Source organism: Chitinophaga sedimenti (genome assembly GCF_023156195.1).
GTDB lineage: Bacteria > Bacteroidota > Bacteroidia > Chitinophagales > Chitinophagaceae > Chitinophaga > Chitinophaga sedimenti.
The window spans coordinates 1,821,816-1,840,807 of the sequence record NZ_JAKUKA010000001.1 but is presented as its reverse complement, the minus strand read 5'-3'; the positions used below and the strand labels follow the sequence as shown (position 1 = coordinate 1,840,807).

Sequence of the window (18,992 nt, the reverse complement as noted above, 5' to 3'; positions counted from 1 at the left end):
GTTGGAGCTTAATTTTATAGGTAGTATTGCTTACTTACAGGTGCTCCATATTCTCAATCGCAAAGCGCAACAAGCTGTTTTTACCGCTTAGGTTCAACTTCTTAGCAATATTCATACGATGATTGGAAACGGTTTTCTCGCTGATATACAACTCGTCCGCTATTTCCTTCGTAGACTTATAAAGCGCCACTTTCTCCAGTATCGTTTTCTCAGACTGGGTTAGCTGTTCCAGTTGCGAGGCAGCGTCCAGGCGGTTGCGGTTTTTGTTTTTCAGCAGAAAAGAAGACATTTCCGGGCTGATATACGATTGATGCCGGCTAACAGCGGCAATGGCGTTAATGATATCTACTACCGCATTTTCCTTTAGTACATACCCTGAAACGCCAATTTCAAGCGCTTTTAAGAAAGCATCTTTTGCTTTATGCATTGTTAGCAGGATAATAGCTACCTCCGGCTTTTGCGCCAGTATCCTTTCTGCTACCTGCAAGCCATTTGCGCCGGGCATGTCAATGTCGAGGATGGCAATGTCGAACTCGCCCGCCAGCGCAACGTTGATGGCATCTGTGCCGTTATAAGTTTTGTACATAACCCGGAGGTTGCCGGCATCTTCTATCACCTCCTGTAATCCTTTCAGGAATATGGGATGGTCGTCTGCGATCAGTATTCGTGTCTTATCACTTTTCATTAATTAGGTCTTTTGTGATGGGGATCAGGAAGTCAAATTTTGTACCTGCGGCGCCAGTACCGACAGACATCGTACCCTTTAGTATGAGCAGGCGTTCCTTGATGCCTCTTAACCCAAATCCGGCATATGGTTTCCCGGGGTCAAAACCTATCCCATCATCTTTTATTGCTATGCTGATGTAGCCGCTTTCGTGTTTTAGTATTACGCTGATGTTTTTGCGGCAGCGTGTTTAACAATATTATTCAGGCATTCCTGGATGATCCGGTAAACATTGATGCTTGCGTCATTATTGAAGAACGCATCAATATTATCGGTCTGAAGACTGTAGTCGATTTGGGCTGCGTTGCAACATTCTTCTACCAGGCTTTTAACGGAACTGGTAAGTCCCAATAAATCCAGCTGGTAAGGCCTTAGGGCGTATGAAATATTCCTGATTTCCTGGATAGCCTCGGCTACATGCTGGGCCAGCGAATCGTCGGGTGGAGTGCCGGCCATAGAGATGCTCAATATCCTGTTTTTTATCAGCACCATCTTTTGACCCAGGCTGTCATGCAGTTCAGATGCGATCCTTTTTCGTTCCGCCTCCTGCATGTTGATCAACTCGCTGGAGAAATGGATCGCCTGCTGATACGCCTGTTCCTGCAGCCGCTCTTTCTCTTTTTTATAGAAATTGAATTTACTGGCCAATGCAAAGGATAATACGACTGCTTCTATAGCCGCTCCTATGAAAAGCGAAGATTCTGTCCAGTAGCTTTCCGGCAGCCATCCTTTCATTTTAAACTCAAATATGATACTCATTAACACCAGGGCGCCAAACCCAATAAGGTAATAAATAGCGGGGGCAAATCCTTTTTTATGGGCGATAACGGCCGCCAGTATCCAGTAAAAGAAAAGCGCGAAAATAAGGGTAGCTGATAAAGTGATGCCTGCGGCATACCAGCCTGCAACATAAAATGCCAGTGGCACGGCGCACAGGGCAATAACTCCCCAACGTATCTTATAGATCAGCGGCGCATTTTCCCGTGTCTGCAGAAAAGAATTCGTGAACAATATGCTGAAAAAGGACACGACGGGCAGTATGGTCGTTGTATTCAGCCAATCCAGCCATGGCAAAAATAATTGGGCATGGCCCGCCGCCAGGTTGGTGTGGAGGATAGCGGTGGAAATATAGCCGATGTAATAGAGATATACTTTTTCGCGCAGGGAAAAATAGACAAAGAGGTTATATAAAAGCAAAGCCACGGCAACCGCTGTAAAGAAGCCATCCCCATAAGAGATGCGCGCATTATCTTCATACAGCTTTTGCATTGTGCTGATGGTCATCGAGGTACGGATCAGCGTTTTGGTAGTGGCGCGTACATATATTACAGTCCTTGTGCCCTTTGGAAGTGCAAGGGGGAAAATGAGATTGCTGGATTGTATTGGTTTGGTACTGAAATGCTGATCGCCGGTTAAGGTAAGTGACCGCACCCGGGCGCTTTCGCTCACCTGGTAAACGGTGAGCTGGTTCATAAATCCGCCCTTCACTTCCGGTACCAGTCTTTGGAAGTGCTGTTATTGTCAACATCGAAGCGATACCATATTGCTTTGGAAAAGTTACCGAGAAAATCCGGGGTTTTATCCTTCGATTGTATAAAGGGCTGTTTTGCGCGGCCACTTCTTCAAAACGTAAAGCAGCATCGCGATCTTCGAGGAAAAAAGGGTAGGAGACGGCATAGCGCTGAGCTGTGTCCGATAATGTGATTTGCTGTGCAGCTACCCGCAAACAGGTCGTTACAAGCCATAAAGATATCAATAATGCTCTCATTATGCGCCAAAGATAGCGACCGACTGCATTATTGATATAGGTAGTACTTCTTATTTTTTTAAGATTTAGAATCGTTCAGCAGTTGCAGCGCTTCCTCATCCTGGTACTCCTGTATCAACCCGCGCAGCTGCTTTTTCAGACTTGCGATGACGGCTGCATATTGTTTATCACCATAAAGGTTCTTCACCTGCGTGGGATCTTTCTTAAGGTCGTAGAGTTCCCAGGCGTCCGTTTCACCATAAAAGTGGATAAGTGTATACTGGCCGGTGCGCACGCCGAAATGTGGGTACACGCGGTGTGGTTGCGGGTATTCGTAGTAGTGATAATACACGGCATTACGCCAGGCCGGATTTTTGAGCCGTTTTTTACCAGTGGCAGGAACGAGCGGCCCCGGATGTCCGCGGGTGCTTTTACGCCGGCTATGTCCAGTACCGTCGGCGCCCAGTCAATGTTCGCCATCAGCTGGTTTACCTTCGTACCAGGCTTGATTACGCCGGGATAGCGGATCATAAACGGCGTGCGGAATGATTCTTCATACATAAACCGTTTATCGAACCAGCCATGTTCGCCCATATAGAAGCCCTGGTCGGAAGCGTATACTACTACGGTGTTTTTGGCAAGGCCGGATTTATCCGTATTCAAGTAGCCGGCCGATGTTGCGGTCGAGCGAGTTGGCCGTGGCTAAATAGTCTTTCAGATAACGCTGGAACTTCCATTCTACGAGCGCTTTACCACTTAACTTCAGGGAGTCGAACTCACGGCTTACCTTCCCTTCGTAATACATTTGGTAGGCGCTGCGTTGTTCTGGGGACAGCCGGCCGAACAGGCCGGTTTTGCGTTGCCAGTCGATATGCACTTTCAGGTCCTCCGCCAGGCGCATGGTTTTGTCTACCGTCATATCCTGGTTGGCGGCGGCTACACGGCCTTTATAATCATCATAAAAAGTAGGAGGGAGGGGGAATTTGACGTTGTCGTATGCGCCAAGATCCTGTATGTCCGGAAACCATTCGCGGTGGGTGGCTTTGTGGCCCACTACCAGGAAAAAAAAAGGCTTGCTGGTATCGCGATGCTGCAGCCAGTTTACAGATTGATCGGTGATGATATCGGTTGTATACCCCGGGATGCGGGCGGTGTCGTTGCCTTTTTCGATGAAATCGGGATTGAAGTAGGCCCCCTGTCCCGGAAGTATCCGCCAATAGTCGAAACCATCGGGCAGGCTGCCCAGGTGCCATTTGCCGATCCAGGCCGTCTGGTAATTGTTTTGCTGCAGTAGCCGGGGAACAGCAGCTGACTTACATCGAACTTGCCTTCGTTGGCTTTATAGCCGTTTTTATGGCTGTATTTGCCCGTCAGCAGCGTAGCGCGACTGGGACCGCAGATAGAATTGGTAACGCAGGCATTGGTAAAAATGGCGCCCTCACGTGCAATGCGGTCGATGTTCGGTGTTTTCGCGAGTTTGCCGCCATATGCACTGATGGCCTGGAAAGCGTGATCGTCCGAGAAAATAAATATCACATTGGGCTTTTGCTGCGCGAAAACGGTAGCCGGCAGTATAAGCAGTAAGCTCAGGATGCGGGTGATGATCTTCATAAAAGGCAATTAAGATAATTTCTTTTACTTTTCAGACAGGTTTTCTGCTAATTTCCACCGGTGGCGGTGATCAATCGTTCCACTAATTGTATCTTCCCGTCCCAAAAATAAAAAACAGATGCAGAAACAATTTGAAGTAATGAAGAAAATTCGGGTATGGCTTATCGATTTTGTGAGCGACCTGACTATCGACGAACTGAATGAAGTACCGAAAGGCTTTAACAACAACATCGCCTGGAACCTGGCGCACCTGGTAGCTACACAGCAGTTACTCGTGTATCGCAATGGTAATCAGACCCCGCTGGTAAACGATGCCTTTATCGACAGCTATAAACCTGGCACCAAGCCTGAAGCTTTTATGGATGAGGCTTTGATGAACGATGTTCGCCGGATGTTGATCGAACACGTAGACAGGAGCGAGTCGGATTACAACGCCGGTTTGTTCAAAACCTATAACACTTTTCAGAACCGATATGGTATTGGCGTAGAGAAAGTGGAAGATGTGCTGACCATGCTGGATATGCACGAGGGCCTGCACCTGGGTTACATTATGGCACTGAAGCGGACGCTCCGCAACAAATAATTTCGTATCTTGATGGAAGACTAAAATTCCATGATATGAACTGGCTCCTGCGGGTTAAGGGAAAGCGCTATAAGATTTGCGCCATTTTTGTGATGATTATAGCGCTGGTGCTGTTGCAAAATGTGCTGGAGCGGCGGCATATTTCCAACCTGGACCACTCCGTGGCGGCCATTTATAAAGACCGGTTACTCCCGGCGACGTACCTGTACGGCATTTCAAACCACCTGCACCAGCAGCGCCTGCTGGCAGCAGACGCTACGTATTCGCGCGCTGCGCATGATGTAGCGATCACCAACCTGATTAAAGAGTACGAATTAACGCATCTTACTCCTGAAGAAAAAAGCAATGGGCCGCTTTTAAACAACAGTGGCAGGCATATCGCGTGGCCGACACCGACGCCTCGTTCCTCACCACACTGCAAACGCTTAACAGTCTGAATGATATCCGGTGGCGGAAGGGAAAATATTACAGCGCCATTCGGCGAGTATCGCCAGTGAATCTACCCTTACGTCGCAGCTGGAAATTACCCTGCTCATTGTACTGGGCATGCTGGCCATTATACTGTTGCTGATTTCCGACCAGCCGCTCATCTTCAAAGAGCAGCCGCCAACGATCCTTAACTAAATAATTCGAGTACCGTTACGCCGGGGCGTGCCAGAGGTGCGGCGGAGGGGAGTTGTATGTGGTAAACCGCCGTTTCTTCATACCGCGAAGCTACCACTATGCGGGTAGTGCCGGCATGCTCGTTAAACAGCGCCTGTACCAATTCGGGGTTGTTATTGTCTTTGGACAGATGGGAAAGGAACAGGTGACTCATGTATTCGGGCCGGTGCGTAAGGAAAAGGTCCAGCGCCTGCCGGTTGGAAAGGTGCCCCTTGCCGCCACGGATCCTGTTTTTAAGGAAATAAGGATAGCGCCCCTTGTCGAGCATTTCCTCGTCGTAGTTTGCCTCCAGGAAGGCGGCATGGCATTGTTTAAAATGATGTACCAAGTGCTCGCAGGGAGCCCCCAAATCCGTAAATACACCTACCCGCACGTCTTTAAATGTCACCATAAAACTGTAGGGGTCAATAGCGTCGTGCAGTTTCGGGAACGCGTGTACCCGCAAGTCGCCCACTTGGATGGGAATGCCGGCAGTAAACGTATGGACCTGCGAGGGTGATATGTCCAGTTGTCCGTGCCGCAACGTTTCCGGCGTAATATAAACCGGCAGCCGGAACTTTCTCGCCAACACGGCCACGCCACGGATATGGTCGCTATGTTCGTGGGAGATAAATAAGGCTTTTACTTTGCTCATCTGTAACCCGAGCCGCGTCATCCGTTTCTCCGTTTCGCGGCAGGAAATGCCCGCATCCACGAGAATGGCCTCCCTGCTATTCCCCACATAGTAACAGTTTCCGTTACTCCCCGAATTTAATGATGTTACAAATAAAGCCATATGATGCTGCAAATTAAAGGTTTTGCGTGGCATGTTTTTAGATTATTTACAGGAGGAAACCTTATTTCATCATTAAAAATGACCGTTATGGCAATCAGAGACAGATCTATCGGCGGACAGGGCGCGCTGGAACAAGGCGGGCCGAATTTGGGAAACGATTATAGCCGCGACATCAGCAGAGAGAGGGCGGACACTACCACCGCTAAAATCGTGGTTCCCAACAAGAAAAAGAAGGATGTTATTTCTAAAAAGAAACCCGTAAAAAGATAGTTGGTAGTTTGATAGTGTTTAAATCGAAAAAGGGCTGGTAACCAATACCAGCCCTTTTTAATTGCCACGCCTGCTTCTACGCGAGGCAATCGTTCTACAACAGTGCTATTTCTTCCCCGGTTTTTCGCTCCGGTGTTCTTTTTTGTTGTGGGTAAGGTCATCGCCTTTAAAATCCTGCTCCTCGTTTTTACGGCTGTCGAGGTTATCGCGGATTTCGGGACGGTGTTGTTTGCCGGTGCCTTTGGTGTTGGGGGTGTTTTGTTGATTATTCGTTTTCATGATAGTAAGTTTTTATAGTGATGGTGCGGAAACCGTGCCATGTCGTAGGTAGAGGTTGGTTGCTATGGGGCTTTGCTGTAGATTGGCGAAGATCCCAAAGTCGCAGACAGTGTCTGCGTGGTCGTTTGCAGTACAAAAAATAGGACCTACACCGCCTGTTTGGGTGTTTGTAGGCCCAAGAAGACATTTACGGCGTCCGGGAAGGCATTATGATTGAACGAAAATCAGGGCCAACCAGGGGCATTCGCTGTCGGTAGACCTTAATTTTGAACCCGCAAATCCGCCAGCAATCCTTTACCATGGAACGGTTGATAAATTCCTTGATCCGATTTTGGAAGAAGGGCTTGTGAAAAAAATCCCGGCAACATGTACATTTGAGCCAGGATCTGGAAACTGCCGTAAAGGTAGGGAGCAGGAGAGGCGCCGCCGCGGTACTGAAGGTAAAAGCGGGAGAAATGTCCCGGAACGGACACTTGTTTTACCTTTCAGCAAACGGCGTGTGGCTCACCGGCAATGTTCCGCCCATGTTCCTCGAAAAAATGATATGAAGCAACAACAGGCAAGGATATTTGCGATTGGTGATATACATGGCGCACTCATCGCGCTGCGGCAGTTAATCGAAAGAATAGCACCGTTACCACAGGACCGCCTCATTTTCCTGGGTGACTACGTAGATGGCTGGTCGCAATCCGCCCAGGTAATCGATTATCTTATGGAGCTGGACCAGCATTGCAATTGCATCTTCATGAAAGGCAACCATGACGCCTGGTGTGAAGAATGGCTCAATGGCGGCAAACCGGACGATATCTGGGTATTCCAGGGTGGCCATGTTACGCTGGACAGTTATATTGGCACTTCTAGTGACTACAAAGCGTTGCATAGCGCGTTTTTCGGGCGTATGCGTAATTTTTATGAAGATGGGGAAGGCCGCCTTTTCGTACATGCGGGCTTCACTTCCCTTCGCGGGCCCCATGCCGAACGCGCGGCGTCGAACTTCAGCTGGGACCGTACACTTTGGGAGTTAGCCCGGCGACGAGCCCCCGCCTTCGCCCCACCTCAATGTTTTACCCGAAACGCCCGGCCATGTACCGCGAAATCTACATTGGTCACACGCCTACGACGAATTACGGCAAAGAGAAACCCATGAGAGGTTGCAACGTATGGAACGTAGATACGGGAGCGGCGTTTATGGGTAAGATTTCTGCGTTGGAAATTCATACGAAGAAGGTGATCCAGAGTGATTATGCGTGGAAGCTGTATCCCGGGGAGAAGGGAAGGAATGCTTAGCTCACCGCTTGTCCTGCCCGGTTGTATTTTCCCGTTATAACGATTAACTTCACCCGGATAGAAAAATTCTTATGAAGCATATTTCCTCGCTGCTGTTATGCGGCACATTACTGACTGGCACTGTGGCCATGGCGCAAAAGCCGGTTCACCTGTTTAACGGCAAAGACCTGAACGACTGGGATGTGAAAATCACTAACCACGCGCTGAATGATAATTTTGGCAATACTTTCCGCGTAGAGAACGGGGTGATGAAAGTGTCGTACGACGGTTACACCAAATTCGACGAACAATACGGCCATATTTTCCACAAACGGAAGTTTTCCGCTTATCTGCTGGTGATGGAATACCGTTTCACCGGCGAACAGGTGGCTGGCGGTCCGGGGTGGGCCTGGCGGAACAGCGGCGCGATGATCCATTCGCAGCCGGCCAATACCATGGGTAAAGACCAGGATTTTCCGATTTCGATAGAAGTGCAGCTGCTGGGCGGCGATGGCAAGGAACGTTCTACCGCCAACGTGTGTACACCGGGTACGAACATTGTGCTCAAGGGCGCCCGGGAACGTTCGCATTGCGTGAATTCTACATCCAAAACTTATAACGGCGACCAGTGGGTGCGCTGCGAAGTGCTCGTACTTGGCGATTCGCTGATCCAGCATATCGTGGAAGGCGACACCGTACTGCAATATACGCATCCCCAGATCGGCGATGGTAATGTAAGCAATTTTGATCCCGCGCAAAAGCAGGATGGCAAGGCGCTGACGGAAGGTTATATTGCGCTGCAGAGCGAAAGTCATCCCGTGGAATACCGCAAAGTGGATGTGTATGATCTTTCGTCCTACATGGGCAATGAGAAGAAATTAGGCAGGAAGTTAAAGAAGTTGCGGAAAATGAAGAAATAAACTGCGTTTCATACGCACCGGGAGGACCACCTTCTGGAAGCGGCGAGTAAAGAAAGCCGCCGAAGTGAATACACAACGGCGGCTTAATTGCTTATTTAAAGCTGACTAAAATATTGTTCCTCGTTACGCCCCAGGGCCACAAAGCCCGCCAGCAGTAGAATTACAACATTAACCACTGCTGATTTTCCCTCTTTAAAACGAAGATGATAAATGGTGGCCAATAACATGGCTACTGCAACCGTTAACGCCGTTATAGGCGTAAGTTGGGGTTGAATGCCCAGCAGGTGAGGGAGAATGAACCCGATCCCGGCCAATAACTCCAGTAGTCCGATGCCTTTTACGGCGGTGGCGGGAAAACGGCCAGTCCAGGGGATTTGCGCTGCTAATTTGATTTTTTTCTCCGCCATTTTGCGAAGCCCGGATAATGTAAAGGAGAGGCCCAGAAACGCTTGTACGATCCATAATGCTGTGTTCATGAAACTTGCAGGTGTTTTTTTGTGGAATTGTGTTTTCCGGTTCAGATAAGAAACAATATTGTATGCAGCTAAATTGGGTTAAAGCCGATGTGTTTATTGCGCGGTTAAAATCTCTGTTATTGCTAAGATAAGGTTTCGTTTGGTAATCTGGCGGCAGTTTTTATGGGAGATTTCCCACTGGTAAAAAAATGTACTTTAAGCCAATTTATTAGATATTTTTAGCAGCTTAAATATTTAACAAACTAGTAAATGATGAAAAGAGTTTTCACGTTATCGCTGTCCCTTTTGATGATGCAGGGTGGCATAGCCCTCGCGCAGCAGGCGCCCTGGAAGATGGTGCCGGGAAAAATCGCGACTACTTTCGCCGAACAGGTAAACCCATCTGCCCCGTTACCCGAATATCCGCGCCCGCAATTTGTACGCGCCAACTGGAAAAATCTGAACGGGTTATGGGATTATGCCATTACCGGCCGCACTAATAATGCTCCGGCGGCCTACCAGGGTAAAATCCTGGTGCCTTTCGCGGTGGAATCCGCATTATCCGGCGTGGGCCGCAATGTAGGCAAAGACAGCCTGCTTTGGTACCGGACTTCGCTGACGGTGCCTTCCAACATGAAAGGTAAGCGCATCATACTCCACTTCGGCGCGGTTGACTGGCAAACAGAGGTATTCGTAAATGGTAAGTCTGCCGGCACCCACGAAGGCGGCTTCGATCCGTTCAGTTTTGATGTGACGGCCCTGCTGAAGAAAAGTGGCGCGCAGGAAATCAGCCTGAAAGTATGGGACCCCACCGACGAAGGTACGCAACCTCGCGGCAAACAGGTAGTAAAGCCTAACGGCATCTGGTACACACCGGTAACCGGCATCTGGCAAACGGTTTGGATCGAAGCGGTACCCGAGGCTTACCTCGCAGGCAGCAAACAAACGCCCGATATCGACGCCCAGAGCCTGACGGTAACGCCTACCGTGCAAGGCGCCAAAGCGGGCGATAAGGTGCGCATTACTGCGTTTAACGGTAACGAAAAGGTAGCCGAACAGGAAGTGGACGCCAATGGCACCACCACCCTGAAAATCACCAACCCGAAGTTATGGTCGCCCGACGCACCATTCCTGTACGACCTGAAATTCGCGCTGGTGCGCAATGGCAAAGTGACCGATGAGGCCACCAGCTACTTCGCAATGCGTAAATCCTCTATGGGTAAAGACAATAATGGCATCCAGCGGATGCTGCTGAATAATAAATTCGTGTTCCAATACGGCCCGCTCGACCAGGGATGGTGGCCCGACGGTTTGTTTACCGCGCCCACAGATGCTGCACTGAAATACGACATCGAGAAGACCAAAGAAATGGGCTTCAACATGATCCGTAAACACATTAAAGTGGAGCCTGCACGTTGGTACTACTACTGCGATAAAATGGGCATGCTGGTTTGGCAGGACATGCCGAGCGGGGATCTTGGTAATGGCTGGGAGCCTCGTCCGGGTATTGTTGGCCGCGGCACTGATCAGAAACGCGATGCCGCTTCTGAAGGGTACTACCGCAAAGAGTGGGAGATCATCATGAATACCCTGCACAACTTCCCGTCTATCGTGGTATGGGTGCCGTTCAACGAGGCCTGGGGCCAGTTTAAAACGGTAGAAATTACCGAATGGACGATGAAGAAAGACCCTTCCCGCCTGATCAACAGCGCAAGCGGTGGTAACTTCTACAACACCGGTCACATTATCGACCTGCATAACTATCCGGAACCAGCAATGCCGGATCCAGCCATATATGGCGACACCCGTGCGATCGTACTGGGTGAGTTCGGTGGTCTCGGGCTGCCAGTGGATGGTCATGTTTGGCAGCAGAAGAACAACTGGGGCTACCAGAGCTTCAAAACGCCGGAAGATTTGCTGAAGCGTTACTCCGCGTTTACAGACAGGCTGGAAACATTGATCAAACAGGGGCTTTCTGCAGCGGTATATACGCAAACAACCGACGTGGAAGTGGAGATTAATGGTTTAATGACGTACGACAGGAAAGTGATGAAGAACCCCGAGTCGTCGTTGTTCAAGTTGCATAGTAAGTTATATGCGCCATCTTTGGTGGTGATTAAATAAGCTAAAAGGCTGGTCGCGGTGACCAGCCTTTTTGCTTTATAGTGATGGCCGCATCGTCAGATAAAACGGCACTTCTATCTGTTCCTTTTTCCCATCCAGCACCATCTTAGCCGCCAGTTCCCCCATCATTTTAAAATCAGTGGAAATAGTGCTCAGTCCATTCAGGATCAGCTTCTTTAACGGGGTTTCGTTGTAGGAAATAATGCCCACGTCTTTACCGATCTCCAGGTTCAGCGAAATCACTTTCTCAATCAGCACTACTAAGTCATTTTCTCTCAGGTTGATATATACATCGCCTTTAGTAATCGCTTCATGTTCTATTTCGCTCACCAGTTTAAAGTTAAAGGCATAATTCTGGCAGAACTGTATGAACCCCTGCCGGATCTCATCCGGGTAATAGGTGTTTTCCGGGAAGATGATCTTGATGGTCTGGTATTTCTGCAGTTTATCTTTCGCCTGTTCCAAGGCGTTATAAATATCTTCCTGGAAGTTTTCGTACACGCCGCCGTATTCACCGGTCACGCCTTTCAGGCGTTTGTCCAGCAGGATCAGTTTGTCTTTCGGCACGCTGTTGATGATCTCGTCCACGTTATCCCAGCGTTCACGGAAGTGGGGGAGAATCACCACGTGGGTATACTCGGACAGTTTGTTGGACAACAGCTTCTTAAAAAGCGCCAGGTCACTGTTGTAAATGTAGAAGTCGATCCCCGCATGTTCGCCCAATGTACTGGCAAATGAATCGTAAATGATCTTTTTGTGCTCGCTCAGTTTATTAAAAAGCAGGAGGATTTTGTACTGTTGTCCATGGCTGACGTTCTGCACATAATAGCCCTTTCCCGGCACCGATCCCAGGATGCCGAGCCCTTTCAGGTATTTATAGGCCTTTTCGGCCGTATCGCGCGAAATCTCGAACACATAACTCACCTCGTTGATAGAAGGAAGCACGTCGTCCTGCTGCACCTTATTATCAGCAATCGCCTTGATGATTGAGTTGGCCAGCTGGTAATACTTAGGCGTGGCCGAAAAGTCGTCGATCGATAAATATTTGAATATGGGATGTTGCTTCATCATTTTCAGTCGCTTAGCCGTTGGCACAATGATACTAAAATAATTGTGAAATCTTTTCCAGTCCGGGGAATCGTGGGGCATGACAGTCCATGACGGTTGAAAAACACTGTTTTTATACTTTTAGAAAAATTAAAATCACTAGCCACTAAATTTCCACGACTGATGCAAGCCATTTTAGGTATTTTTTTTCACTTCATCGGGGGATTTGCCTCGGGAAGTTTCTACATTCCCTATAAGAAAGTAAAAGGCTGGAGCTGGGAGAGTTACTGGATTATCGGGGGCCTGTTCTCCTGGTTGATTGTTCCTCCGATCGCAGCGTATTTAACCATTCCGAATTTCGCCGACATCATTAGCGCAACAGATTTTTCTGTACTGAAGTGGACTTACATCATGGGTGTGTTATGGGGCATCGGGGGCTCACCTACGGGCTGGGCGTACGCTACCTGGGGGTGTCGCTAGGCAGTTCCATCATACTTGGTTTATGTTCGGTGTTTGGGTCTATCATTCCCTCCGTGTACTATGATATTTTCCCAACCGACGGTAAAGACACCATTTCGCACCTGTTTACCAATACCTGGGGACAATTAGTGCTGCTTGGTCTGCTGGTATGTGTAATCGGCATTGTCATCTGCGGTAAGGCCGGCGCTATGAAGGACAAAGACCTGGCGAAGGAATCGGCTGCCAGCCAGGAGTTTAAAATAGGATTGGGGCTGGCCGTAGCGATCATTTCCGGTGTATTGAGCGCCTGCTTCAGTTTCGGTATTGAAGCTGGTTCCTCTATGGGAGCCGTTGCCAATGATTTGTGGAAAGCACAGCATCCGGGTGAGGGCGAGTTCCTGTACCGTAATAACGTCATCTATATTGTATTGTTATGGGGCGGACTGACCACCAACCTTATCTGGTGCATGATCCTGAACGCCCGCAATAAAACCTTCGGCGATTATACGAACAGTAAAACGCCGCTGGCGAAAAACTACCTGTTCTCCGCGCTGGCCGGCACTACCTGGTTCCTGCAATTCTTCTTCTACGGCATGGGCGAAAGCCGCCTGGGAAATGGCGCGAGTTCCCGGATATTACACATGGCCTTCATCATTCTCATTGCCAATGCCTGGGGCCTGGCGCTGAACGAATGGAAAGGCGTCAGCAAAAGAACGAAGTCCACCATCATTATCGGTATCCTGGTTATCCTCGCCTCTGTATTGATCGTAGGCTATGGTAATTACCTGAAACCTTCACCAACAAGTCATTAACGAATTAAATAATAGAAAATGTCCGTTACATCAACATTCAAGCACGTAAGTTATTTGTGGGATGAAGCCACGGCCGCTACTATGGCGGGCGACGAGGTGGCGTTGCTTATTTATCGCTCTAATCTGCTGGGCGCGGATCTGCGCCTCACCAACTATGGTGGAGGCAACACTTCCTGCAAAGCGATGGCGAAAGATCCGCTTACCGGCGAAAGCACGGAAGTGATGTGGGTAAAAGGTTCAGGCGGCGACCTGGGCACGCTGAAGCGCAGCGGCCTGGCAGCGCTGTATGTAGACCGCCTGCGTAGTTTAAAGAATGTATATCGTGGCGTGGAGCACGAAGATGAAATGGTGGAGCTGTTTAACCATTGCATTTATGACCTCAGTTCCAAAGCACCGTCGATCGATACGCCGCTTCATGGTTTTCTCCCCTTTAAGCATATTGACCACCTGCACCCGGATGCAGCCATTGCCATTGCAGCGGCGAAAGATGGCAAAAAGATAACACAGGAGCTGTTCAGCGGCACTATTGGCTGGGTAGAATGGCAAAGACCGGGCTTTGATCTTGGTTTGAAGCTGAAGCAATGCCGGACGAAAACCCCGGTATCCGCGGCATCATGCTCGGCTCTCACGGACTTTTTACCTGGGGCGACACGGCGTACGAAAGTTATATGAACACGCTGGAGGTGATCGAGCGTTGTGCGGAGTACCTGCAGGAAAATATCGGTAAAAAAGCCCCCGTATTCGGCGGCGCTAAAATACAGTCGCTGCCAAAAGAACAACGCCTGTCGCAGGCCGCGGCGCTTGCCCCGGTACTGCGCGGTTACTGTTCTTCACAGGTGAAAATGGTAGGCCACTTTACAGATGACGAACGGGTCCTGGAATTCATCAATTCTAAAGATCTCGATCGCCTGGCGCCTTTGGGCACCAGCTGTCCGGACCATTTCCTGCGCACCAAAATCAGCCCGCTGGTACTTAACCTGGCGCCCGGCGAAGACCTGGGCAACGTAACCGCAATTAAAGAAAAAATTGCACCGCTGTTCGATGCGTACCGCGATATGTATACGGCGTACTACAACGCCTGCAAGCACCCGAACAGTCCTGCTGTCCGCGATGCAAACCCGGTAGTGATCCTTTACCCGGGCGTGGGCATGTTCACCTTCGCAAAGGATAAACAGACCGCGCGGGTAGCCGGCGAGTTTTATATCAATGCTATCAATGTAATGAAAGGTGCGGAAGCAGTATCCGAGTATACTTCGCTGCCCCGCCAGGAAGCGTTTAATATTGAATACTGGCTGCTCGAAGAAGCCAAGCTCCAACGTATGCCCAAGCCGAAAGCCCTATCTGGCCGCATTGCACTGGTAACAGGCAGCGCAGGCGGTATCGGTAAAGCGATTGCTAAAAAGTTTGCGGAAGAAGGCGCCGTGGTAGTCATTAATGACAACGATGAGCAACGCCTGGAAACCGCGAAAGCGGAATTCGAAAAATTGTATGGCAAAGATGTATACGCCACATCACTGCTGGATGTAACGTCTGCCCAAACAATTAAAAAGGCCTATGATGTTGCGGCGCTGAGCTTCGGCGGTATCGACATCGTGGTGAACTGTGCGGGGCTGTCGATCTCCAAGCCGATTGAAGAACATACCGAACAGGATTGGGATATTTTGTATGATGTGCTGGTGAAAGGTCAGTTCCTCGTGACACAAGGCGGCGTGGAAGTGATGCGCAAACAGGGCATCGGCGGCGATGTGCTGAACATCGTGAGCAAAAATGCACTGGTATCCGGTCCGAATAACGCGGGCTATGGCTCTGCAAAGGCGGCGCAACTGCACCTGAGCAGGCTGAACGCAGCAGAGCTGGGCAAAGACCACATCCGTGTGAACACCGTGAACCCCGACGCGGTAATTTCCGACAGTAAGATCTGGGCCGGCGCCTGGGCCGAAGGTCGTGCCAAGGCTTATGGCGTGAAGGTGGAAGAGTTACCTGCATTCTACGCTAAACGTACTTTACTGAACGAAATCATCCTGCCCGAAGATATTGCCAATGCATGTTTCGCTTTTGTAGGCGGATTGCTGAACAAGGCCACCGGCAACGTGTTGAACGTTGACGGCGGCGTGGCGATGGCCTTCGTGCGCTAAACCAACTTATTCCCGTTATGGAGCGCGTATCCAACAAAATGAAACTCAAAGCCGGGATGGCGGAGGAATATAAAAAACGTCACGATGAACTGTGGCCTGAGTTGCATGGACTGCTCAAGGCCGCAGGCATCTGCGACTACGCCATCTTCCTGGATGAAGAAACGAACATCCTGTTTGCCACGTTAAAAGTGGAAGACAGGGCTGCGCTTGACAAACTTCCCGCGGAAGCTGTTATGAAGCGCTGGTGGAAATACATGGCAGATATCATGGACACTAATCCGGATAATTCTCCTGTATCAATTCCGTTAAAAGAAGTATTTTATATGCCGTAAATTCTTGCGTTATGGAAATAGAAAAGTATAAGATAGACGAGCACAACCAGGCACAATCCGCCGCGCACAAACGTGCTTTCGATTACATCGCCGGAGAAGTGAAAAACATCGAAGCGATACTCGATAAGCTGGCAGCGTTCCAGGTAGCCATTCCCAGCTGGGCTTTGGGTACCGGCGGCACGCGTTTCGGCAGGTTTCCCGGTGGAGGCGAGCCGCGCAGCCTGGAGGAAAAGATAGAAGACATTGGCCTGCTGCATAAGTTGAACCAGAGCAGTGGGGCCATTTCCCTGCACATTCCCTGGGATATTCCTAAAAATGCATCACACATTAAAGCCCTGGCGGCGCAGCATGGCATTCGTTTCGATGCCATGAACTCCAACACGTTCCAGGACCAGACGGATCAAAAACATAGTTATAAATTCGGTTCGCTCCAGCACGTGAAAAAGAAGTGCGCCAGCAGGCGATCGATCATAATATTGAAGTGATCAATTATGGCCGGGAACTGGGCTCCGAATCCCTGACCGTATGGCTTTCCGACGGCTCCTGCTTTCCTGGACAGCTGAACTTCCGCCAGGCATTTCAAAATACGTTGAGCGGTTTGCAGGAAATTTATAAGCGCTGCCCAACGATTGGAAAATGTTCGTGGAGTATAAAGCCTTTGAACCTAACTTTTACTCCACCACCGTGGGCGACTGGGGACAGTCATTCCTCTACGCCAGCAAACTCGGCCCGAAAGCCTACACCCTTGTAGATCTTGGCCACCATCATCCGAACGTGAACATCGAACAGATCGTTTCGTTATTGCTGATGGAAGAGAAGCTGGGCGGTTTCCATTTTAACGACTCCAAGTACGGCGACGATGACCTGACAGTAGGCGCTATCAAGCCTTACCAGCTGTTCCTGATCTTCAACGAACTGGTGGAAGGTATGGACGCGCGCGGCATGAACCACGCTACTGATCTTGGCTGGATGATCGACGCATCGCACAACGTGAAAGATCCGCTGGAAGACCTGCTGCAATCAGTAGAAGCCATTATGATCTCTTATGCGCAGGCGCTGCTGGTAGACCGTAAAAAACTGCAGGACGCGCAGGAAAACAACGATGTAGCGGCCGCGCAGGAAGTGCTGCAACAGGCGTTCCGTACAGATGTGCGGGCACTGGTGGCCGAAGCGCGTTTGCGTGCCGGCGGTGCATTGAACCCGCTGGGCGTATTCAGGGGCGAAAAAGTAAGGGAACACCTCATCAAAGAGAGAGGCTTGAAAACGGTGGCTACAGGGTTGTAGTCGCGCAAAGCGATTGGATGGAATGACCAGGGAACCCGGTAATAGCAATATTCGACGTTGGCAAAACCAACAAAAAGCTGTTCTTGTTTGATGAGCAGTATAAGATCGTGTTTGAACGTACGGCCCGTTTCACGGAGACCACCGACGAGGACGGCGATCCCTGCGAAAACCTCGAGAGCCTCCGGTTGTCGGTATTCGACTCTTTAAGGGAAGTCTTTAAAAGAAAGGATATAGAGGTAAAGGCTATCAACTTTTCTACCTACGGCGCCAGCCTGGTGTATATTGATGAAGATGGCCGGCCGCTTACGCCGCTTTACAACTACCTGAAAGCTTACCCGGCAGCGCTTAAAGAACAGTTTTATAATACCTATGGGGAGAAGCCCGCTTTTCTGCCCAAACGGCTTCGCCGGTGCTGGACAGCCTTAATTCCGGCATGCAGTTGTACCGCCTTAAGTACGAACGGCCCGCATTGTGCGAATCCGTCAAGTATGCACTGCACCTGCCCCAGTATATGAGTTACCTGCTGGCGGGCGTACCCGTGGCGGATATTACCAGCATTGGCTGCCATACGAACCTCTGGGATTTTCAGCGGAACGATTATCATGAATGGCTCGGTAAAGAAGGGCTGCTCGACAAAATGGCGCCGCTCGTGGCGTCGAATGAAGTGATGCCGGCGGTATTTCCCGGTAACAATTACTCGATCGGCGCGGGACTCCACGATAGTTCGGCGGCGCTCATCCCTTACCTGGTAAACTTCCATGAGCCGTTTATACTGATTTCTACCGGTACCTGGTGCATCAGCATGAACCCTTTTAACCACTCGCCGCTCACGGAAGCCGAACTGGCGCAGGACTGCCTGTGTTATATGACCTTCCAGCGAAACCCGGTAAAGGCTTCGCGGCTGTTCGCAGGGTACGAGCATGAACAACAGGTAAAACGGATCGGCGAATATTTTAACCAGCCCAGCATTCGCTACCGGTCGGTGGATTACGACCCGGCGATCATGGCAAAACTGCGCGGACAAAAGCAGCAATTGCGCAAAGGCAAAGGTATCACCGCATTTGGCGACCGTGATTTAAGTGCTTTTAGTTCTGATATAGAGGCCTATCACCAGTTGATGCTTGATATTGCCGATGCCCAGTTTGCCTCTACGCAGCTGGTATTGCAGGGCACAAAAGTGAAACGCATTTTTGTGGATGGCGGGTTTTCGAAAAACAGCATTTATATGAACATGTTGGCCCTGATGTTTCCCGAGATGGAGATCTTTGCCGCGTCGATGGCGCAGGCGACAGCCATGGGCGCCGCACTGGCGATTCACCATCACTGGAACCGAAAGGCCTTGCCGAACGACTTGATTGAATTAAAATACTACGCGATGGCCCATAACGCGGCTATCTAGTATCTGTTGAAGATGAAAAAGCCGGTAAGCCGCTGTGTTTACCGGCTTTCTTTGTATTACCAGTGAAAGATCGTAATATTATGAATTATTTTAAATTTTAACTGTAC

Annotated in this window: 24 protein-coding genes and 4 pseudogenes; 18 read left to right on the top strand and 10 right to left on the bottom strand. The window is 49.8% G+C overall.

Annotated elements, in window-relative coordinates:
• Window positions 1-34 precede the first annotated feature (34 nt).
• From MKQ70_RS10435 to MKQ70_RS38165, 6 genes and pseudogenes are all read right to left on the bottom strand, one after another.
• Window positions 35-685 (bottom strand): response regulator, encoded by a 651-nt coding sequence (locus MKQ70_RS10435; RefSeq protein ID WP_248070527.1) that lies wholly within the window; start codon window positions 683-685, stop codon window positions 35-37.
• Window positions 686-886: 201 nt separating this feature from the next.
• On the bottom strand, window positions 887-2,224 hold the full coding sequence (locus tag MKQ70_RS10430; RefSeq protein WP_282457220.1) for a 7TM diverse intracellular signaling domain-containing protein: 1,338 nt from the start codon (window positions 2,222-2,224) through the stop codon (window positions 887-889).
• A 326-nt stretch (window positions 2,225-2,550) separates the two neighbouring features.
• Window positions 2,551-2,823, bottom strand: coding sequence for a sulfatase/phosphatase domain-containing protein (locus MKQ70_RS10425; protein ID WP_248070523.1), 273 nt, complete (start codon window positions 2,821-2,823; stop codon window positions 2,551-2,553).
• A gap of 86 nt (window positions 2,824-2,909) precedes the next feature.
• Window positions 2,910-3,065, bottom strand: a pseudogene (locus MKQ70_RS38175) (sulfatase/phosphatase domain-containing protein); the annotation flags it as partial.
• 55 nt (window positions 3,066-3,120) lie between these two features.
• Complete coding sequence (locus tag MKQ70_RS38170) at window positions 3,121-3,732, bottom strand: sulfatase-like hydrolase/transferase (protein WP_308199444.1); 612 nt, start codon at window positions 3,730-3,732, stop codon at window positions 3,121-3,123.
• Window positions 3,733-3,863: 131 nt separating this feature from the next.
• Window positions 3,864-4,082 (bottom strand): annotated as a pseudogene (locus tag MKQ70_RS38165) (sulfatase-like hydrolase/transferase); the annotation flags it as partial.
• Window positions 4,083-4,200: 118 nt separating this feature from the next.
• Here MKQ70_RS38165 and MKQ70_RS10410 point away from each other — a divergent pair.
• From MKQ70_RS10410 to MKQ70_RS10400, 3 genes are read left to right on the top strand one after another with little or no spacing between them, the layout of a single operon-like run.
• Entirely contained in the window at window positions 4,201-4,665 is a 465-nt protein-coding gene (locus tag MKQ70_RS10410) for a DinB family protein (RefSeq protein WP_248070517.1), read from the top strand.
• A gap of 35 nt (window positions 4,666-4,700) precedes the next feature.
• On the top strand, window positions 4,701-5,102 hold the full coding sequence (locus MKQ70_RS10405) for an MCP four helix bundle domain-containing protein (protein WP_248070515.1): 402 nt from the start codon (window positions 4,701-4,703) through the stop codon (window positions 5,100-5,102).
• A gap of 10 nt (window positions 5,103-5,112) precedes the next feature.
• On the top strand, window positions 5,113-5,289 hold the full coding sequence (locus MKQ70_RS10400; protein ID WP_248070513.1) for a hypothetical protein: 177 nt from the start codon (window positions 5,113-5,115) through the stop codon (window positions 5,287-5,289).
• Here MKQ70_RS10400 and MKQ70_RS10395 read toward each other — a convergent pair.
• Window positions 5,282-6,049 (bottom strand): MBL fold metallo-hydrolase, encoded by a 768-nt coding sequence (locus MKQ70_RS10395; RefSeq protein ID WP_248070511.1) that lies wholly within the window; start codon window positions 6,047-6,049, stop codon window positions 5,282-5,284. The genes MKQ70_RS10400 and MKQ70_RS10395 overlap by 8 nt on opposite strands.
• A 54-nt stretch (window positions 6,050-6,103) precedes the next feature.
• On the opposite strand from MKQ70_RS10395, the gene MKQ70_RS10390 reads away from it, so the two are divergent.
• On the top strand, window positions 6,104-6,373 hold the full coding sequence (locus tag MKQ70_RS10390) for a hypothetical protein (RefSeq protein WP_248070509.1): 270 nt from the start codon (window positions 6,104-6,106) through the stop codon (window positions 6,371-6,373).
• A gap of 105 nt (window positions 6,374-6,478) precedes the next feature.
• On the opposite strand, the gene MKQ70_RS10385 is transcribed toward MKQ70_RS10390, so the two are convergent.
• Window positions 6,479-6,652 (bottom strand): hypothetical protein, encoded by a 174-nt coding sequence (locus tag MKQ70_RS10385; RefSeq protein WP_248070507.1) that lies wholly within the window; start codon window positions 6,650-6,652, stop codon window positions 6,479-6,481.
• A 223-nt stretch (window positions 6,653-6,875) separates the two neighbouring features.
• Here MKQ70_RS10385 and MKQ70_RS42120 point away from each other — a divergent pair.
• From MKQ70_RS42120 to MKQ70_RS10365, 5 genes and pseudogenes are all read left to right on the top strand, one after another.
• Window positions 6,876-6,947, top strand: a pseudogene (locus MKQ70_RS42120) (RNA 2'-phosphotransferase); the annotation flags it as partial.
• Window positions 6,948-7,026: 79 nt separating this feature from the next.
• Complete coding sequence (locus tag MKQ70_RS10380) at window positions 7,027-7,200, top strand: RNA 2'-phosphotransferase (protein ID WP_248070505.1); 174 nt, start codon at window positions 7,027-7,029, stop codon at window positions 7,198-7,200.
• Complete coding sequence (locus MKQ70_RS10375; RefSeq protein ID WP_248070503.1) at window positions 7,197-7,799, top strand: metallophosphoesterase; 603 nt, start codon at window positions 7,197-7,199, stop codon at window positions 7,797-7,799. The genes MKQ70_RS10380 and MKQ70_RS10375 overlap by 4 nt, the downstream gene beginning before the upstream one ends.
• On the top strand, window positions 7,796-7,939 hold the full coding sequence (locus MKQ70_RS10370; RefSeq protein ID WP_248070501.1) for a hypothetical protein: 144 nt from the start codon (window positions 7,796-7,798) through the stop codon (window positions 7,937-7,939). The genes MKQ70_RS10375 and MKQ70_RS10370 overlap by 4 nt, the downstream gene beginning before the upstream one ends.
• Window positions 7,940-8,010: 71 nt before the next feature.
• Window positions 8,011-8,838: a 3-keto-disaccharide hydrolase gene (locus tag MKQ70_RS10365; RefSeq protein WP_248070499.1), complete on the top strand. Its 828-nt coding sequence runs from the start codon at window positions 8,011-8,013 to the stop codon at window positions 8,836-8,838.
• Window positions 8,839-8,933: 95 nt separating this feature from the next.
• Here MKQ70_RS10365 and MKQ70_RS10360 read toward each other — a convergent pair whose 3' ends face one another.
• Window positions 8,934-9,314: a DoxX family protein gene (locus tag MKQ70_RS10360; protein WP_248070497.1), complete on the bottom strand. Its 381-nt coding sequence runs from the start codon at window positions 9,312-9,314 to the stop codon at window positions 8,934-8,936.
• A gap of 249 nt (window positions 9,315-9,563) precedes the next feature.
• On the opposite strand from MKQ70_RS10360, the gene MKQ70_RS10355 reads away from it, so the two are divergent.
• Window positions 9,564-11,417 carry a glycoside hydrolase family 2 protein gene (locus MKQ70_RS10355; protein WP_248070495.1) on the top strand — a complete coding sequence of 618 codons (1,854 nt, stop codon included), beginning with the start codon at window positions 9,564-9,566 and terminating at the stop codon, window positions 11,415-11,417.
• Window positions 11,418-11,453: 36 nt separating this feature from the next.
• Here the strand turns inward: MKQ70_RS10355 and MKQ70_RS10350 are convergent, their stop codons facing one another.
• Window positions 11,454-12,488 carry a GntR family transcriptional regulator gene (locus tag MKQ70_RS10350; RefSeq protein ID WP_248070492.1) on the bottom strand — a complete coding sequence of 345 codons (1,035 nt, stop codon included), beginning with the start codon at window positions 12,486-12,488 and terminating at the stop codon, window positions 11,454-11,456.
• Between the two features lie 159 nt (window positions 12,489-12,647).
• Between MKQ70_RS10350 and rhaT the strand changes: the two are divergent.
• The 8 genes and pseudogenes from rhaT (at window position 12,648) to MKQ70_RS10305 (ending at window position 18,885) form a co-directional block, all read left to right on the top strand.
• Window positions 12,648-13,735 (top strand): annotated as a pseudogene (gene rhaT, locus MKQ70_RS10340) (L-rhamnose/proton symporter RhaT).
• A gap of 18 nt (window positions 13,736-13,753) precedes the next feature.
• On the top strand, window positions 13,754-14,407 hold the full coding sequence (locus MKQ70_RS10335; protein WP_248070486.1) for a class II aldolase/adducin family protein: 654 nt from the start codon (window positions 13,754-13,756) through the stop codon (window positions 14,405-14,407).
• Complete coding sequence (rhaD, locus tag MKQ70_RS10330) at window positions 14,317-15,870, top strand: bifunctional rhamnulose-1-phosphate aldolase/short-chain dehydrogenase (protein ID WP_248070484.1); 1,554 nt, start codon at window positions 14,317-14,319, stop codon at window positions 15,868-15,870. Before MKQ70_RS10335 ends, rhaD begins: the two co-directional genes overlap by 91 nt.
• Window positions 15,871-15,887: 17 nt before the next feature.
• Window positions 15,888-16,202, top strand: a complete 315-nt coding sequence (gene rhaM, locus MKQ70_RS10325; RefSeq protein ID WP_248070482.1) for an L-rhamnose mutarotase — start codon at window positions 15,888-15,890, stop codon at window positions 16,200-16,202.
• An 11-nt stretch (window positions 16,203-16,213) separates the two neighbouring features.
• Window positions 16,214-16,687 (top strand): hypothetical protein, encoded by a 474-nt coding sequence (locus tag MKQ70_RS10320; protein WP_248070479.1) that lies wholly within the window; start codon window positions 16,214-16,216, stop codon window positions 16,685-16,687.
• Between the two features lie 157 nt (window positions 16,688-16,844).
• Window positions 16,845-17,486, top strand: coding sequence for a hypothetical protein (locus MKQ70_RS10315; RefSeq protein WP_248070477.1), 642 nt, complete (start codon window positions 16,845-16,847; stop codon window positions 17,484-17,486).
• Between the two features lie 83 nt (window positions 17,487-17,569).
• The gene (locus MKQ70_RS10310; RefSeq protein WP_248070475.1) at window positions 17,570-18,001 is read left to right on the top strand and encodes an acetate and sugar kinases/Hsc70/actin family protein; all 432 of its coding nucleotides are present in this window, start codon (window positions 17,570-17,572) and stop codon (window positions 17,999-18,001) included.
• Entirely contained in the window at window positions 17,998-18,885 is an 888-nt protein-coding gene (locus MKQ70_RS10305) for an FGGY-family carbohydrate kinase (RefSeq protein WP_248070473.1), read from the top strand. The genes MKQ70_RS10310 and MKQ70_RS10305 overlap by 4 nt, the downstream gene beginning before the upstream one ends.
• Window positions 18,886-18,992 lie beyond the last annotated feature (107 nt).

Coding starts and splice junctions, on each gene's coding strand:
- rhaM (WP_248070482.1), top strand. CDS start 15,888: ATGGAGCGCGTATCCAACAAAATGAAACTCAAAGCCGGGATGGCGGAG.
- MKQ70_RS10305 (WP_248070473.1), top strand. CDS start 17,998: ATGAGTTACCTGCTGGCGGGCGTACCCGTGGCGGATATTACCAGCATT.
- MKQ70_RS10355 (WP_248070495.1), top strand. CDS start 9,564: ATGATGAAAAGAGTTTTCACGTTATCGCTGTCCCTTTTGATGATGCAG.
- MKQ70_RS10350 (WP_248070492.1), bottom strand. CDS start 12,488: ATGATGAAGCAACATCCCATATTCAAATATTTATCGATCGACGACTTT.
- rhaD (WP_248070484.1), top strand. CDS start 14,317: ATGCCGGACGAAAACCCCGGTATCCGCGGCATCATGCTCGGCTCTCAC.
- MKQ70_RS10365 (WP_248070499.1), top strand. CDS start 8,011: ATGAAGCATATTTCCTCGCTGCTGTTATGCGGCACATTACTGACTGGC.
- MKQ70_RS10385 (WP_248070507.1), bottom strand. CDS start 6,652: ATGAAAACGAATAATCAACAAAACACCCCCAACACCAAAGGCACCGGC.
- MKQ70_RS10435 (WP_248070527.1), bottom strand. CDS start 685: ATGAAAAGTGATAAGACACGAATACTGATCGCAGACGACCATCCCATA.
- MKQ70_RS10390 (WP_248070509.1), top strand. CDS start 6,104: ATGATGCTGCAAATTAAAGGTTTTGCGTGGCATGTTTTTAGATTATTT.
- MKQ70_RS10405 (WP_248070515.1), top strand. CDS start 4,701: ATGAACTGGCTCCTGCGGGTTAAGGGAAAGCGCTATAAGATTTGCGCC.
- MKQ70_RS10335 (WP_248070486.1), top strand. CDS start 13,754: ATGTCCGTTACATCAACATTCAAGCACGTAAGTTATTTGTGGGATGAA.
- MKQ70_RS10375 (WP_248070503.1), top strand. CDS start 7,197: ATGAAGCAACAACAGGCAAGGATATTTGCGATTGGTGATATACATGGC.
- MKQ70_RS10360 (WP_248070497.1), bottom strand. CDS start 9,314: ATGAACACAGCATTATGGATCGTACAAGCGTTTCTGGGCCTCTCCTTT.
- MKQ70_RS10410 (WP_248070517.1), top strand. CDS start 4,201: ATGCAGAAACAATTTGAAGTAATGAAGAAAATTCGGGTATGGCTTATC.
- MKQ70_RS10320 (WP_248070479.1), top strand. CDS start 16,214: ATGGAAATAGAAAAGTATAAGATAGACGAGCACAACCAGGCACAATCC.
- MKQ70_RS10370 (WP_248070501.1), top strand. CDS start 7,796: ATGAGAGGTTGCAACGTATGGAACGTAGATACGGGAGCGGCGTTTATG.